We start from the raw sequence: 16,473 nt of genomic DNA on the forward strand, positions 1-16,473 counted from the left end.
TGGACTTCTCAGTTTAGAGCACGGGACGACCTTGGAAACTCGCGGTTTTAGCGAGGCTTCAAGTCGAGGTGAAAGCCCGTACCCCAGGCTGAAACCGGCCCCACAGCAGGGCGTTTTGAGTCCGCCGCCGGGAACGGATGGTCACGCTTAGTTTCACCCTGCCCACCGCGAACCGGTCTCATTTTTCTCGCCCGGTAAGGCGGCACTTAGAACCAATATAACTATGTAAAAAAGATACTTAAGGAGGAAATTATTTTGACGAAGAAAAGTTTTCCAGCTGGATTTCTATGGGGTGGTGCCGTTGCGGCGCACCAAGTTGAAGGCGCTTACGATGTTGGTGGCAAGGGGCTCAGCGTGGCCGATGTCATGACCGCCGCGGGAAACCGCGACGAGCGGCGGATTACGGCCGGTGTCAAGGAAGGGGAGTTTTACCCCAACCATGAGGCCGTGGACTTTTACCACCGTTACCCCGAGGACGTGAAGCTGTTTGCCGAAATGGGCTTTAAGAGCTTTCGGACGTCGATTGCCTGGTCGCGGATCTTTCCACAGGGGGATGAGTTGGAACCCAACGAGGCGGGCCTAGCCTTTTACGACCGGCTCTTTGATGAATGCCACAAGTACGGGATCGAACCCGTCGTGACCCTATCCCATTTTGAAATGCCGTATAACCTGGTGACGTCGTACGGGGGCTTCCGGAGCCGCAAAACGATTGAATTTTTCACCCGCTTTGCCCGGGCCGTCTTCACCCGTTACCGAGACAAGGTGACCTACTGGTTGACGTTTAACGAAATCAATAACCAAACGAACTATGACCGGGCCTTTACGCTATTCACCAACTCGGGAATTCAGGCGCAACCCGGTGAGGACGCCGAGACCGTGATGTATCAGGCTGCACACTACGAGGTTGTTGCCAGTTCCTTGGCCGTGCAGATTGGTCACAGCATCAATCCCGATTTTCAGATTGGCGCGATGGTAGCCTTCTCGCCCGTCTATCCGGCTAGTGACAAGCCACGTGACGTCTTCAAAGCCCAACGTGCAATGCAGGCGCGGTTCTGGTTCTCGGACGTACAGGTCGAGGGGCAGTATCCAACCTGGTTGTCGCAGTATTTCCAGAGCAAGCAGTTTGACCTCGACATCACGGCGGCCGACCTGGCTAATCTGAAGAAGGGGACGGTCGACTACCTGGGCTTCAGCTACTACATGTCATTTGCCACGCAGGCCAGTGACCATGAGGATGACCAATTTTCTTATAATGAGGCCACTGATTTGGTGACGAACCAGTTTGTGCCGCAATCAGATTGGGGGTGGCAGGTGGACCCACAAGGCCTGCGCTACGCCCTGAACTGGATGAACGATCGCTACCACCTGCCACTATTTGTCGTGGAAAATGGAATCGGCGCCATCGATGAGCTGACCGCCGACCACCAGGTGCACGACCAGTACCGGATTGATTACCTGCATGACCACATTGCCCAAATGGCGCTGGCCATCAACGAGGATGGCGTGGACGTCATAGGCTACACGCCTTGGAGCGCCATCGATATCGTATCGGCTAGCACCGGGCAGCTGTCCAAACGCTACGGCTTCATTTACGTGGACCGCAACGATGATGGCAGCGGGAGTTTGGCGCGCTATCGCAAGGATTCTTTCTACTGGTATCAACGCGTGATTGCAACCAATGGCGCGGACCTTGAGATGACGGTGGGTGACGCAGATGACCAACCAGGCTGAACCGCTATTGGTGATTGATATCGGGGGTACGACTGTCAAATACGGCGTGTGGGCGGATGACCAGTTGCGGCGCAAGAACCGTTTTGACACGCCCGCCAGTTGGCCGGAACTTTTGGCAAAATTAACGGCCGTCAAAGCCAGCTTTAAGTTACCGTTTGTCGGTGTAGCGGTGAGCTTGCCCGGGGGTGTCGATACCGTCGTCGGGAAAATTTCTGGGACCAGCGCCGTGAACTACCTGAATGACTTTCCCATCAAGGCGACGTTGCGAACAGCCTTTGGCATGCCGGTGACGATTCAAAACGATGCCAACTGTGCCGCGCTGGCCGAGGCCTGGCTGGGCAATGCTAAGGACGTGACCGACACCCTGTTTCTAATCGTCGGCACCGGGGTCGGTGGGGCCGTGACTCGGAACGGCGAGCTGATCACGGGCCCAGACCACTTTGCCGGGGAGTTCGGCTACATGGTGATGACGCCGGCCAACGAAACCTTGAGTCAGCTGGGCAGTCCCGTGCGGATGGCTCAACGCTATCAGCGGTTGCGGGAATTGCCCACGGCCATGACCGCGGAGGATGTCTTTGATCTGGCCAACAACGGCGATACCCTGGCGCAACAGTGCGTCGGTGATTTGCTGAATTGGTTGAGTCTGGGGGCCTACAACCTGTACGTGGGCCTGAACCCGTAACGCCTGTTGATTGGTGGCGGCATCTCAGCCCGACCGGGATTTGTGGCCGACCTGCAACGCCGAATCCAGCACCTGATGCACCAACAACGCGCCGCGCTAATCGCTGATGTTCGGCCTTGTTTATTCTTGAACGATGCCAATTTGATTGGGGCTGTTCGGCAGTTTTATTTAGAAATGGGTGAATAAGTTAACAAGATTAAAAGATTGTATTGGCCGTCGAAGTCGCGCATAGTCTCGGTGGCGGTGAGCAATATGGCTGTAGATAGTCTGAACCTATTGATAGATAAGCAGTTGGCCGATAAGGTGGATTATATTCTCGAGGCTAGTAATCTGACGGCGGAGGACCTCATCAAGACCCTGTACGCGCAAATCAGCATGGAAAAAACAATTCCCGACCTAACTGCTTTTGTCAAAAGCCAGTTAGCGAGTACTGAAACGAAATAGTTAAGGAGACAACTCACCCTATTTTTTCAAGTGAATTAGTGGCACCAGTGACAAATTTTCGGTACAGTAAGGGTAGAACATTGGCCAGGGATTGTTGCAATTACAGATATTTGGTCAACCAGTAAATGCAACAAGACCAATGACCTGAATGAGTGACGCGGGGGAAATAGGCGTTGATCGTAGAAATTGTGGAAATGGATAATCAATGTGAGTGACCAGAGGCGGACCAAGGTGTCCAGCTGTGTCGGTGGTCTTGACTGAGTGATTTTCTCAGTCTAGAGCACGGGACGACCTGAGAGACTGGTGGTTTTCCAGGCTTTCAGGCGAGGTGCAGGACCGCTCCCCAGGCCGGAACTGTTCCCCACAGCAGGGCATCTTGAAGGGCATCTTGAGGCCGCCGCCGGGAACGGCAAGCCACCACAATTCATTTTCACGATTTCGAAGACAACACCAATTTAGCCCGTATTAAGTAGAAATGGGGTAGTGATGATGAAGACTTGGCAAAAGGTCGTTGGTGGCGTGGCCGCACTGTCTGCGGTGGGGGCCGTGAGCGTGTTGGGCGCCGCGGCTGGCCTGTATTTATCGGCCACGCGGTCCTATGCCCGCAGCCGGCAACAGTCAAAGGAACGGGCCATCAGTGAAAATACGGCGGCCGACAACGTGTGGTACTTGCGGCACAATCCGGTCGAGTGGACGCAGACCAGTCAAGACGGCCTGTGTTTACGCGCAAGCTGGATTGCGGCGGACCAGCCGACGACCAAGGTCGCTATCCTGGCCCACGGGCTCGGTCACGCTCGGGAACAGATGATTCCCTGGGCGCGCGCCTTTCATGACTGGGGTTACGCAGTTTTGATGCCGGATGCTCGGGCCCATGGCGAAAGCGACGGTCATACGATTGGCTACGGTTGGCCGGACCGGCACGATTATCAGGGCTGGATCAACCAGGTGATCGCACAGAATGGGAACGACAGTCAAATTGTCATGCTGGGCATCTCCATGGGTGCAGCGACCGTCATGGCCACGGCCGGGGAAAACCTGCCAGCCAACGTCAAGGCCATCATCGCTGACTCGGGCTACGCGTCTGTCTTGGGTGAGGCTCGTTTTCGGATGCGCCACGAATTTCACGTGCCGACCCAGCCAACGCTGGCGATTGCCGACCAGTATTCCCGGTTAGGCGATTACCGCTTGGCGGACGGCGACATTGCCGGGCAGTTGAAGAAGAGTCAGATTCCACTGCTCCTGATTCAGGGCGCCAAGGATGAGACCGTGCCGATTGAAAACTTGGATTTACTCTACCAAGCAGCGGCCGGTCCCAAGCAGAAATACCGCGATCCGGACGCCGCCCACATTGCGACGCGCGAGGATGATCCGGTGGCCTATGACCACTTGGTCGCGGATTTCTTAGCGCCGTACATTAAATAGAAAAAATTGGTGTTGGACGTGTTTGCCCGTGGTTGGGCCGGCACGTCTTTTTTGCCACCAAATTTTTAGTTGACGGCCTCGCATTTCGGCGGTATTCTACGATTAATTTAATTTCAGTTTGGTTCGAGGTCCAGTGAGACCGACCAAACGTTTTCAGCAAGACATTAACGTATCACGGGAGGATATTATGTCGACAATTAGTGTGCAGTTACCCGGGCTTGATTTGAAGAACCCCATCATCCCAGCGAGCGGGACGGCGGCTTACGGCCAAGGCCTGGCCCAACATTTTGATTTGAATGAACTAGGGGCGCTGGTAATTAAATCCACGACGCTGGAACCTCGAACTGGCAACCCCAAGCCCAACGTGACGGAAACGCCGGCGGGGTGGATGAACGCCATCGGTCTGACCAATCCGGGCATTGAAGCCGTGATGGCGGATCGCTTACCGTGGTTGGCCGTGCACTACCCAGACCTGCCCATCATTGGCAGTGTGGCCGGCAGCACGTTTGCCGAGTACGTGGCGGTGGCCCAGCGGCTGACCCAGGCGCCCAACGTGCACGCCTTAGAGGTCAACATTTCCTGTCCCAACGTGGCGGCCGGGGGATTAGCCTTTGGCACGGATCCCGAGTTGGTCCACGACCTGGTCGCCCAGGTGGTGGCGGTGGCCACGAAGCCGGTCTACGTTAAACTAACGCCGAACGTGACGGACATCACGGCAATCGCCCAGGCAGCGGTCGCGGGCGGGGCCAGTGGCCTGACGATGATCAATACGCTGACCGGACTCCAGCTAGATTTGACCACGCGGCAACCGACCCTGAGTAACGGCACGGGTGGCTTGTCTGGTGCGGCGATTCATCCCTTAGCCGTTCGCATGGTCCACCAAGTGCGTGCCGTGACGGATGTGCCCATCATTGGGGTCGGCGGCGTCATGCGGCCGGAAGATGCCATCGAATTCTTCCTAGCAGGTGCTAACGCCGTGCAGGTCGGGGCGGCCACGTACGGCAATCCCTGCGCCTGTCGCGACATCGCCCGGGCACTACCGGCAACGCTGGCGAAATATCATTTGCCGGACCTGATGACGTTGACGTGGGAACAGGCGGACCGAAGATAAGTGTGAATAAGAATCAGGTAGGGACCTCAGAAATCTTTTCAGGATTTCTGAGGTCTCTTTTTAACCTACGAGTAAAAAGTAGAATTTGCGTGGTGCACCTAAAGTTATTTGATGGAACAATCGAAAAAATTAAAAATATTATCATTGTTTTTTAATAAAGTCAAGTGTACACTAAGCTAAAACGTATCAAATGTTATTTAATTAAATCCCATGGCTGTGCAGGGAATAGGTGAATAATGCGTAAATGATAGTTTCAAAATGTAAGTCGAAGATAAGTGAAAATGAGAAAATAAGAGCATGAGGAGGGTGCGTATGATTAATGCCTTGAAGAGCAGATCGGTCGAGGTCCTATCCTTGGCCAATATATTTGAAACCTTAGGGGTTAGTATCTTCAATATTGTTTTACTGACGTATGCGAAGACCTACGCTAATCCAGCAATTATGGTATCAGTTGTCTCGATTGCGACCGTGGTGCCGGGAACTCTGGGATTTGTGATTGGCTTTTTAGCGGATCACGTCGTTCACAAAGATCGTATGCTAGTTTTGACCAAGGTGATTCAAGCCGGGTTGTATCTGGTATTGGCCCTGGTGATTGATGCACGCACACTGGTTATCTTTACGGTTGTCGTGGCCATTAACTTAGTCTCGGATTGTTTGGGATTTCTGAGTAGCAGTCTACGTTTGCCAATCATTCGCGAACGGGTAGCCAGAGACGACCGCCAGCAAGTTTTAGGGTTAAACCAGAGTATTGCTTCCCTCTTACAACCGGTCGGCCAGTCGATTGGGGTTTTCGTGCTTGCGGCGACGCATGATTACGCACTGGCTGCTTTGATTAATGCCGGGACATTTCTCATTGCAGCGCTGATTCTCTTCATTGGACGGCGAGCCATTCACATCGCGCCGGCTGTTATCCCGCAACCTCAGACCGAAACAGAGAAGGGTCCTAACCTGTGGCAAAAAATGAGTACGATTCTAGGCCAGTCTTCAGGAGTCAGCATCGTCCGGTTACTAGTGGCGGTAGTGATTGTCAATGCAGTGGGGGCTAGTGTGGATGCGGTGATTAACCTCTACTTGTTAGATCGGGGTAAAGCAACTGGGCTGCCGTTTGGCGTTGCCATTTTGATTGTGAATATTTTGTTTGTCATTGGTACCGTGTTGGGCAGTACGCTGCGGTTGAAGTTTCTTGATCGCCAATCGTTCAAGCTAGTGATGGTGGAAACGATTGCGGTGATGGTCGTCCTTTACCTAAACTTCTTATGGATTCAAAATTATGCGCTGCTGGTAATCTTGATGTTCGCCATTGCGTTTGGCTTGGGCAACATGAACCCCAAGCTCTATGCGCAGGTAATTAGCATTGCCTACCAGAACCTAGTGGGCACCATCTTCGGTACGGTCAGTTCACTGGTTACGGTAGCCGCACCGGTCGGGAGTGTCGGCATTGTATTGATTTACAACGCGGTTTCGCCGGCCGCCGCATATTGGGTGTCAATTGTGATTTTAGTGCTGGGTACGGTGATTTTACTGACGGGTAAATCAACCAAGCCGGCAGAGACTGTTTAGGCACTCTCAGTTCAACGAATCTCCAGTAGGTGTGCTTGATTTGGAGTGGTCAAATCAGTAGAGTTCTTTCATAAAGTAATCAACGAGTCAGTCCACCAGTCGGGCTGGCTTTTTACATTTGTGCAAAGTTTCTCCCCCGTCGACCGAAAGCTGTTGACAAGTTTTCAATTTCTGGTAAACTACTAAACGGTAATCATTACTGTTTACATAAAAATATGGTTGTTTAAACGTTCTGGTTAGTATGCCTATTCGTGTCAGAATAATAATCATGCGAATAGTTAGTTTGCCTACACGTTGCCTAGTGTTTCCGACCTAATGGTGAAGAATAGCGCCAGAGCTTAAGCGATACCTAACGCTGATTCTTGATTGGTGCACCACCGTAGCCGCAGGCAGCCAGGGATGGAGTCAGCTGTGTCGATGGTGTTAACGGCTGTTCTTTAGCCGTTTACAGCATGGGACGACTTGAGAGACTGCTGAACTTTGGCAGGCTTTCAAGCGAGATGGAAGCCCGCTCTTTGGCTGGAATCGGGCCCCACAGCAGGCGGAATCCCTGGAGGCCGGAGGCGGCTGAGTGAAGGACCATTTCACAGGCTGGAACCGTTCCCCACAGCAGGGCACTTTGAGCCCACCGCCGGGAACGGACAGGGAAGAAGACAGTTCACTATTTGATAAAAAATGAAGTAAAGATGGGGATGACGGACTTGCGAAAACAAATAGGACGACTGAAAGGCCTCCGGTGGCTAGCACTGGTGGTCAGTTTGGTGGCGGTTTTCACCTTGGCGGGTTGCCAAGCGACGACCCAGCCCAAGCAGTCCGGCAAAATCAACGTGGTGGCGACGCTGGGTTTTTACGGCGAAGCGGCGGAAGCCATTTTAGGCGACCAAGGTAACGTCCACACGATTATCAACAGTCCCAGCATCGACGCCGAGAGCTACGAGCCAGACGTGAAGACGGCTAAGCTGGTCGCTAAGGCCAACGTGGTGGTCGAGAATGGTCTGGGCTACGACAGCTGGATGGACCGCGTGGTGGCCGCCAATGAGGGCTCTGGAACGCAGACCTTGTCGATTGGCAAACTCATGGGCAAGACCACGGGGGACAATCCCCATCTGTGGTCGGACCCGAGCGTGATGACGCAGGTCACGCAGCGGTTGGTCGCCCAGTTCAGCCGCATCTCACCCAAGCACGCGGCCGAGTTCAAACGTCGTGGAGCCGCTTATGAGAAACAACTGGCCGTGTTAACGAAAACGGCCAAGCAAATCAAGCGCCACGCCCATGGTCAGAAGGTTGCCGTGAGTGAGCCGGTCTTTGATCTGGCGTTGACCGCGATGGGTTACCAGGTCAGTGACGGTCATTTTGCCCAGTCCATCGAGGAGGACAGTGACCCGACCCCGGCCGACATCACCCAATTACAGAAGCAAATCAAGCACCACCAGATTGCCTTTTTCGTGGAGAATACCCAAAATTCCAGCAAAAACGTGACCGCCATGGTCCAACTCGCCCATAAATACCACGTGCCCGTGGTTCAAGTGACGGAAACCATGCCGACCCACCAAACGTACCGAACCTGGATGCTACAACAGTATCGCCAGGTCCAACGGATTCAGGAGGAGAATCGCTAATGACGGAACCAGCCATTTTAAAACTTGAAAATTTAGGCGTGACTTTCCCCAACCATCCGGTGTTCACCGACCTTAACCTGACGATTCATCAGGGAGAGTTCTGGAGCATCGTCGGGAAAAATGGGGTCGGGAAGACTACGCTGATGCGCGCCATCCTACACCAATTACGGCCGACGACGGGGAAGGTTTCCTACCTGCCCAACGCCGGTGGGGTGAAGATCGGTTACGTTCCACAATTTCGCAACATTGACAGCGATTATCCGTTGACCATCAAGGACTTCGTGGGTCTCAACTTGACCGGCTGGAAGTGGCCGTGGTTGTCCCGCAAGGAGCACGCGGAAATCGAACACATTTTAGCGGAAACGGGACTGACAAAACTGGCCAAACGGCCAATCGGCCAGGCGTCCGGTGGGGAGCGGCAGAAGGCCTACCTTGCACAGGCGTTGGTGGAATCGCCGAACCTGTTGATCTTAGACGAATCGACGGCCAGTCTGGACCCGGTCACCAAGACCGAGTTGCTGGATCTGGTCATCGAGTTGAATCAGCGGCTCCATCTGACCGTGCTCTTCGTGACGCATGATATTCCGATGGCCCGTAAGTATAGTTCACAATACCTGATGTTAACGCCAGCCGGCGCCGAACAGGGCCCTATCAGTGGCTTGACGCAGGAAAAGGTCTGGGAGGGCGAGAAGAATGTTTAGTTATGAATTTATGCGCAACGCCTTCGCGGCCGGCACCATCATCGCCATCATCTGCGGCATCATGGGTGTCTTCGTGATTGCCCGGAACATGTCGTTCTTGACGCACACGTTGTCTGAAATTGGGTTCTCCGGCGCGGCCTTCGGGGTCTTCGCTGGGTGGGCACCACTGAACGGGATGCTCCTGTTCACGGTCATCAGCTCGGTCATTGTGGGGCAGCTGAGTGCGCGCAGTGAACGACGTGAAGCGGCCACCAGTGCCATTTCCGCGCTGTTTATTGGGTTAGGAATTTTGTTCTTGTCACTCGCCAACAAGAACGCGAGCTACGCCACCAGCATCCTGTTCGGGAGTGTCATCGGCATTAGTGCCAGTGACGTCCAGCAAATGTTGTGGTTGTCGATCCTGGTCCTGATTATTGTGTTCGTGATCTACCGGTTCCTGAAATTTGATTCGTTCGACCACACGGGTGCCCGGGTCAAGGGGCTGTGGACCAACACACTGTCCATCACGTTCCTGGTATTGGTCGCCCTGAGTGTCAGTGTCGCGGCCCAAATCGTGGGTTCGCTGTTAATCTTCATCCTGTTGACGTTACCAGCCGCAACGGCGAAATACTTCGCCCATACGGTCGGTGGCATGATGATCTTAGCAGTCGGCTTAGCCCTAATCGGTGTCTGGGCAGGTCTCACGCTGAGCTATGTGACCAACTACCCGGTTTCGTTCTTCATCGCCGCCATTGAAGCCGTCTTTTACTTCATGGCCTTGGGCTGGCAGAAGATGCAGACAGCGGAGTAGAGTGTGACAGAGTGTGGAGTGGGGCGGTTAACTGGCGAGCATTAACGGCGTAACGGGAATGACCCTGGGCTTGGGTCGTTTTCGTTACGGTGTTAAGCGGAACCAGTTGCCCCACGGAACACGTTTCAGAGGACGCCAGGACCGAAAGATGTTCTGTGAAGAACAAGATTGGCGAACTAAGTAGGTCTAAGTTGAGCGTAAAGTCTGAGGCTTGGGTCATTGCTTAGTCGGGTTAAGCGCAGGGACCTGGCTCGTGGAGCACGTTTCGGAGGACGCCAGGACCGAAAGACATCCCCTGTAGAACAAGGTTGGCGAACTGAACCAGTCTAAATTGAACGTAGGTCTCGGGTCGAAAATCACTCTCACACTGGGATAAAGCAATTCAATTTCTAGGTAAATTTCTATCTATGTAGCAATTCAATAAAATTAGATTAAACCCCAAGAGTTGGCCAAACCGGTCAGCTCTTTTTTCATACCAATCGTTAATTACAAAGCGGCTAATTGAATTTGACAGGTACCAACTAGTGGTGGGTAACACCACCAAAACTCTCAAAGACAACTGTCAGTGACCAGGGCTGCTTGAACCCGCCGTCGGGAACGGAAGGCAACAGTCAGTCTAGTGATTTTGCGGGTGGCGTAGACCAATCACCCAACGAAATCGTCAAAAACATGGAAAACATCCAGTCGATTTCTTAAATTTCCGCAAGTAATGTGAATTCTCACGAAAATGTAACGAAAAACCCGAACATTTATGCTAAAATTGGCTTTACAATTAACTCTAAAGAAATAGTTGAGGTGAAGAAGTTGAAAGTCAGAAGAAGTGACCGGTTGGTTGATATGACCCGGTATTTGTTGGAACGGCCGCATCAATTAGTCTCATTGACATTTTTTGCAGCGCGCTACGAGTCGGCTAAGTCTTCCATTAGTGAAGACCTGACCATTTTGAAGCGCACCTTCCAAGCACGGGGGACGGGTCTCTTGGAGACGGTTCCCGGCGCTGCCGGTGGGGCACGATTCATTCCCTACATTTTGCGGGAAGAAGCCGAACAATTTGTTGATGAAATGCGGACCGAACTGTCCGAAGCTGACCGCTACCTGCCAGGGGGCTACGTTTACATGTCCGATATCCTGGGGCGGCCCTCAGCTTTGCGTCAGATTGGGCGGATCTTAGCGACCCAGTATTTGAATCAAAATGTGGACGTCGTTGTGACGGTTGCCACGAAGGGAATTCCGTTGGCTCAGAGTGTTGCCAACTACCTGAACGTCCCATTTGTCATCGTGCGTCATGATTCACAAATCACGGAAGGGTCGACCGTTAGTGTGAACTACGTGTCCGGCTCAACCAAGCGTATCGAGCGGATGGCACTGTCTAAGCGCAGTGTGAAGCCCAACTCACGCGTGTTGATCGTCGACGATTACATGAAGGGTGGCGGGACCGTTGGGGGTCTGCGTTCCTTGGTCGATGAATTCGATTCACAATTGGCTGGCGTGGCCGTCTTTGCTGAAGGCGATTTCGCCGGGCAACGGACCGTTAGCAAGTACACGTCGTTACTGAAGATTCAGACGGCGGATGAACAGATTCGCGTTTCACAAGGGAACTACTTGACCCAAATCTTTGGCGACGAAAATTCCCAATTAAATTAGCTAGGAGATATTTGGAATGACTACCAGAAATACCATTATCCTCGCTGCCGGCAAGGGCACCCGGATGAAGTCGAAGCTGTACAAAGTGTTGCATCAGGTGTGTGGGAAGGCCATGGTCGACCACGTGTTGACTCAGGTCGAACAGACCAAAATGGATAAAATTGTGACGGTCGTGGGCTACGGTGCCGACGACGTGGAAGCCACGCTGGGCAAACGGACGCAATATGCGTTGCAAGCCAAGCAAATGGGAACCGGGCACGCGGTCTTACAGACGGAACCGATGCTCAAGGATGAAGAAGGGACCACGCTGATTGTCAGTGGGGACACGCCTTTATTCCGGGCAGAGACCTTCGATGACCTCTTTGCTTACCACGAAGCTAAGCATGCGGCGGCCACCATTTTGACCTCCATTGCGCCAGATCCTACCGGTTACGGCCGGATTGTCCGCAACAACATCGGCATCGTTGAGAAGATTGTGGAACAAAAGGATGCCAGCTCCGAAGAACAAGAAATTCACGAAATTAATACGGGGGTTTACGTTTTCGACAACCAAAAGTTGTTCAAGGCGCTTCACGAAACCTCTAACGACAACGCGCAGGGCGAATATTATCTGACCGATGTCATTGAAATCTTAAAGCGTCAGGGAGACATCGTGGCCGCTTACCAAATGGCTGACTTCGATGAATCCATGGGGGTTAACGACCGCGTTGCCTTGTCCGCGGCCACGAAGATCATGCGTAAGCGGATCAACGAAGCCCACATGCGCAACGGGGTTACCCTGATCGACCCAGAGACGACCTACATTGATGCCGGCGTGAAGATTGGTTCCGACACCATCATCGAACCTGGCGTGCTGTTAAAGGGTGACACGGTGATTGGCGACGATTGCTACATCGGCGCGCACTCTGAGTTGCGGAATGCCAAATTGGCCGATCACGTGACGGTCACCTCCTCTCTGTTGGAGGATTCCGACATGGCAGCGGGCTCAAACATTGGCCCTAACAGCCATTTGCGGCCAGAATCACACATTGGGCCAAAGGTTCACCTCGGCAATTTTGTCGAAGTGAAGAAGGCGACGATTGGTGAAGGCACCAAGGTCGGTCACCTGACTTACGTGGGGAACGCTAAGTTGGGCAAGAACATCAACGTTGGTTGTGGGGTAGTCTTCGTCAACTACGACGGCAAGAATAAGCACGAGACGGTGGTGGGCGACGACGCCTTCATCGGGTCTAACTCGAACTTGGTTGCGCCATTGGACGTGGCGGATCACAGTTTCATCGCTGCTGGTTCGACGATTACTGACGCCGTAAATAAATACGACATGGCAATTGCCCGGGAACGGCAGACAAATAAGCCTAATTATTATCAAAAACTGCCATATCGTGGCGAAGATTAAGCCGAAGGTCTTGTGTTTCCCGACCCGATAGCATAAAATTGTTGTAGGAAATTCAGGCAGACTATAGGCTATTGGAGGAAATTATGGCTACGCAATATTTTGACCCTAAACTAAAGATTTTTGCGTTGAACTCCAACAAACCGTTGGCAGAAAAAATTGCTAACGAAGTTGGTGTCGAATTAGGGAAAACCTCGGTGGACCGATTCAGCGACGGCGAAATTCGAATTAACATCGAACAGAGTGTGCGGGGCAGTCACGTGTACGTGATTCAGTCCACGTCAGCACCCGTCAACGACAATTTGATGGAACTGTTGATCATGATCGATGCGTTACGACGGGCAAGTGCGGCTACCATCAACGTGGTCATTCCGTACTACGGCTACGCGCGGCAAGACCGTAAAGCGCGTTCCCGCGAACCAATCACGGCGAAATTAGTCGCTAACATGTTACAAACGGCCGGCGTGACCCGGGTCTTAGCATTAGACCTGCATGCCGCCCAAATTCAAGGATTCTTCGACGTACCAGTTGACCATTTGATGGGGGCACCGCTGTTAGCGGATTACTTCATCAACAGTGGGTTGGCTGAAGATGCCGTTGTCGTGTCACCTGACCATGGTGGTGTGACGCGGGCCCGGGCGTTAGCTGAATTCTTGAAGGCCCCAATTGCCATCATCGACAAGCGGCGGCCAAAGGCGAACGTGGCTGAAATCATGAACATTATCGGTGATGTGAAAGGCAAACGCTGCATCATGATCGATGATATGATTGATACGGCCGGGACGATTACTTTGGGTTCGCAAGCCTTAATGGATGCGGGCGCCAAGGAAGTCTACGCTAGCTGTACGCACCCAGTCTTGTCCGGCCCAGCCATTGAACGAATCAAGAACTCCCCAATTAAGAAATTGGTTGTGACGGATTCCATTCAGTTGACTGCCGACAAGCAAATCGATAAGATCGAACAAATTTCAGTCGGTCCGCTGATTGGTCAAGCCATCAAGCGAATCAACGAAAACCGGCCAGTCAGCCCATTGTTCAAGAACCGTTTCCGGAGTCACGAACAATAAAAAAGATACGGAGAGACTCAAGTGGCGCGGTGGTGCGTGGCTTGGGTCTTTTTTAGAAGAGTGTGGAACGAGCCGGTTAGGTCCTGAGCATTAACGTCGACTAAGTGATGACCCCGGGCTTGGGTCATTGCTTAGTTGGGGTTAAGCACAGGGACCTGGCTCGTGGAGCACGTTTCAGAGGCTGCCAGGATCAGGATAGTTCCGTGGAGAACCAGTTTAACGAACTAAACCAAGCTGAATTGAACGTAAGTATCAGGTCTGGCTCGCGTAGCACGTTTCGGCGGGACGGTTCCTTAAAAAAATTGAGGCAACGCACCAAACGGGTGTAATATTAACCAAAGTCAGCACCAAGTAAACCGAAAAATCACCAAATAACCAAGTCAAAACAAAGGATGAAGCAAATGAAAAACTGGAAAAGAGCGGCGACCGGAACCGTAGCGGCGGGGCTGTTAGTTGCGTTAATCATGAAGATTTTAGGCCAATCGTTTATGGTCATTGGGAACCTCTTGTTCATGGTGGGCCTGCTGCTCATCATGTTCGGCGGCATTTGCGTTTTGGCTAAGGGTCACTTATTTACCGGGTGGCGGCACCTCTGGCATCGCAAGGAAAAAGTTGAGCCGTTACCAGGTGAAAAGGTGCCGGTGCGGCAAGTTGCCAGTACGAAGAACGCGCCCATCGTGGTCAACACGTTGGCCCGGTTCGGGCTGGTTAGTGGCGCCTGCTACCTGATTTTAGGGGTCGTTTTCACAATTTAGCTTATTTTGAAGAGTCCTTGGTCGTGATGACTGAGGGCTCTTTTTATTGGGAAAAATTTCTGACAAAATAAAAAAATCGCGTAAATGATTGGCGATTTTAGTAGGGACATGTTAGTCGTTTTGCTTAAGATGCAGCAGATTATGTAAAGCCGGATTTTTGGTTTTGGCGTCATAGACCATGACGATTTGATATTGTTGTGAGTCCAAGGCAAAGGGGCGGTAAACGATGCCTGGGGTGTCGCTGGGTTGAACGCCCACGTTCTGTCAGGTAATCAATTTATGCTAGGCTTCGCGAAGCAACAATTCAACGAAGCGGGTCAGTTAACCGACGACCGGACGTTGAAATTTTTGACCACGTGTTTTGAAACGTTCCAGCAGTTTATCCAGGCGCACCGGTTAGTTCCGGCTGAATAAGTAAACTAAATAGATCAGTTAAGCGGGACACTTCCAGTTAGGGGGTGTCCTTTTCTGCGTGGTCGTCCAGGGGCTTAACTAGTCTGATAGCTAATACGATTCCACTATTCAACGAATGTTTGTTCTGATATAGTAGGCCATACACCAGAAGAAATGGCGATATTACAGGGGTTATAGGCAGTTTGAAGGAGGTTGTTACATTGGGCAGAAAAGGTTTTCCCTTGAATCGGGACTATGTATCAAAACCGGGAGAAATATTGGCGGAATCGTTGTCGGCTTTGGGCATTTCACCAGGCGAATTGGCCTGGCGAACGGGCAAATCGCCCGATTACGTTGCGGCGGTTCTAAGCGGAGATGCACGGATAACGGTGGACTTTGCAGAGAAATTGACGACCGTCATCGCGATGGAACCGGGATTCTGGTTGCGACTGGATAAAAACTACCAGTATTTCAAGCAGCATGGCCGGGAAATACCTCCAGATTTGCAAAAATAGGTTAACAAAAAATCGGAGCTTCCCGATGGACACTCCGATATCAGGGTTGCAGCATAGCAGCTATCTCCGCGCGGCACGGACCACGGTCTCGGGTTAAACGACTTGATCGTCCAGCTCACCAATTTCTTCAATCATGGCGTCCAGTTCACCCTTGGATAGGGTGGAAGTCGTGAGGGCCTCAGCCATTTGGTCGGTCAAGACGGCGAGTTCGGCGTAAAAATGTTGGTTATCAATGAACTGCGCGTGTTTTCCTGTGATGAACCGGAGGGTATCGGCACAGCAGGTGGCACAGACGTTGGCCGAGCGTAGGTGGAGAATGTCTTGGATTTCATCCAAAGGTAAGCCTGCGCGTTTGAGACTATGGATGATGCGGTAGGTCGTGAGGTCTTCGACCGTGTATTGACGGTAATTGCCGTTGGTGCGACCGGGCACAAGAATGCCCATCTTCTCGTAAAAGCGCAGGGTGTCTGGATGACAGTCCACCTTTTCAGCGAATTCTTTTATATTCATAAGCCATTCATCTCCTCTGATTGCGACAAGATTACCACGTGAGCTAATGATAGGGTTAGGAAATGCTATCTGAATCGGGATTTTAACCGAGGTTCGGTGAGTTAATTAAAAAATCGACTTATCCGCTTAGCGGGTA

General features: G+C 52.3%; 16 protein-coding genes. 15 read left to right on the forward strand and 1 reads right to left on the reverse strand.

Annotation, left to right across the window (positions count from 1 at the left end; translation table 11 throughout):
* Positions 1–255 precede the first annotated feature (255 nt).
* From EKM84_RS09145 to EKM84_RS09210, 15 genes are all read left to right on the forward strand, one after another.
* Positions 256–1,731, forward strand: coding sequence for a 6-phospho-beta-glucosidase (locus tag EKM84_RS09145; RefSeq protein WP_125765464.1), 1,476 nt, complete (start codon positions 256–258; stop codon positions 1,729–1,731).
* Positions 1,715–2,413 carry an ROK family protein gene (locus EKM84_RS09150; protein ID WP_225418182.1) on the forward strand — a complete coding sequence of 233 codons (699 nt, stop codon included), beginning with the start codon at positions 1,715–1,717 and terminating at the stop codon, positions 2,411–2,413. Before EKM84_RS09145 ends, EKM84_RS09150 begins: the two co-directional genes overlap by 17 nt.
* 252 nt (positions 2,414–2,665) lie before the next feature.
* Positions 2,666–2,857, forward strand: coding sequence for a hypothetical protein (locus EKM84_RS09155; RefSeq protein WP_125765465.1), 192 nt, complete (start codon positions 2,666–2,668; stop codon positions 2,855–2,857).
* Positions 2,858–3,346: 489 nt separating this feature from the next.
* Complete coding sequence (locus EKM84_RS09160) at positions 3,347–4,279, forward strand: alpha/beta hydrolase (RefSeq protein WP_125765466.1); 933 nt, start codon at positions 3,347–3,349, stop codon at positions 4,277–4,279.
* A gap of 187 nt (positions 4,280–4,466) precedes the next feature.
* The gene (locus EKM84_RS09165; protein WP_125765467.1) at positions 4,467–5,390 is read left to right on the forward strand and encodes a dihydroorotate dehydrogenase; all 924 of its coding nucleotides are present in this window, start codon (positions 4,467–4,469) and stop codon (positions 5,388–5,390) included.
* Between the two features lie 312 nt (positions 5,391–5,702).
* A complete protein-coding gene (locus EKM84_RS09170; protein ID WP_164511366.1) occupies positions 5,703–6,950 on the forward strand; it encodes an MFS transporter in 1,248 nt (415 codons plus the stop codon).
* Positions 6,951–7,642: 692 nt separating this feature from the next.
* Entirely contained in the window at positions 7,643–8,569 is a 927-nt protein-coding gene (locus tag EKM84_RS09175; protein WP_125765523.1) for a metal ABC transporter solute-binding protein, Zn/Mn family, read from the forward strand.
* A complete protein-coding gene (locus EKM84_RS09180; RefSeq protein WP_125765469.1) occupies positions 8,569–9,270 on the forward strand; it encodes a metal ABC transporter ATP-binding protein in 702 nt (233 codons plus the stop codon). The genes EKM84_RS09175 and EKM84_RS09180 overlap by 1 nt, the downstream gene beginning before the upstream one ends.
* Positions 9,263–10,060: a metal ABC transporter permease gene (locus tag EKM84_RS09185; protein WP_125765470.1), complete on the forward strand. Its 798-nt coding sequence runs from the start codon at positions 9,263–9,265 to the stop codon at positions 10,058–10,060. Before EKM84_RS09180 ends, EKM84_RS09185 begins: the two co-directional genes overlap by 8 nt.
* 804 nt (positions 10,061–10,864) lie before the next feature.
* The gene (purR, locus tag EKM84_RS09190; protein WP_125765471.1) at positions 10,865–11,704 is read left to right on the forward strand and encodes a pur operon repressor; all 840 of its coding nucleotides are present in this window, start codon (positions 10,865–10,867) and stop codon (positions 11,702–11,704) included.
* A 16-nt stretch (positions 11,705–11,720) separates the two neighbouring features.
* Positions 11,721–13,100: a bifunctional UDP-N-acetylglucosamine diphosphorylase/glucosamine-1-phosphate N-acetyltransferase GlmU gene (gene glmU, locus EKM84_RS09195; RefSeq protein WP_125765472.1), complete on the forward strand. Its 1,380-nt coding sequence runs from the start codon at positions 11,721–11,723 to the stop codon at positions 13,098–13,100.
* Positions 13,101–13,183: 83 nt separating this feature from the next.
* Positions 13,184–14,164, forward strand: a complete 981-nt coding sequence (locus EKM84_RS09200) for a ribose-phosphate diphosphokinase (RefSeq protein WP_125576272.1) — start codon at positions 13,184–13,186, stop codon at positions 14,162–14,164.
* Positions 14,165–14,565: 401 nt separating this feature from the next.
* Complete coding sequence (locus EKM84_RS09205) at positions 14,566–14,919, forward strand: DUF3899 domain-containing protein (RefSeq protein ID WP_125765473.1); 354 nt, start codon at positions 14,566–14,568, stop codon at positions 14,917–14,919.
* 246 nt (positions 14,920–15,165) lie between these two features.
* The gene (locus EKM84_RS14205) at positions 15,166–15,333 is read left to right on the forward strand and encodes a hypothetical protein (protein WP_164511367.1); all 168 of its coding nucleotides are present in this window, start codon (positions 15,166–15,168) and stop codon (positions 15,331–15,333) included.
* Between the two features lie 200 nt (positions 15,334–15,533).
* On the forward strand, positions 15,534–15,827 hold the full coding sequence (locus tag EKM84_RS09210) for a helix-turn-helix transcriptional regulator (protein ID WP_164511368.1): 294 nt from the start codon (positions 15,534–15,536) through the stop codon (positions 15,825–15,827).
* A 93-nt stretch (positions 15,828–15,920) separates the two neighbouring features.
* Here EKM84_RS09210 and EKM84_RS09215 read toward each other — a convergent pair whose 3' ends face one another.
* Positions 15,921–16,337 carry a MerR family transcriptional regulator gene (locus tag EKM84_RS09215; RefSeq protein ID WP_125765475.1) on the reverse strand — a complete coding sequence of 139 codons (417 nt, stop codon included), beginning with the start codon at positions 16,335–16,337 and terminating at the stop codon, positions 15,921–15,923.
* Between the last annotated feature and the right edge of the window lie 136 nt (positions 16,338–16,473).

The sequence above is a fragment of the Levilactobacillus mulengensis genome, from assembly GCF_003946045.1.
In the GTDB taxonomy this organism is placed as follows: Bacteria; Bacillota; Bacilli; order Lactobacillales; family Lactobacillaceae; genus Levilactobacillus; species Levilactobacillus mulengensis.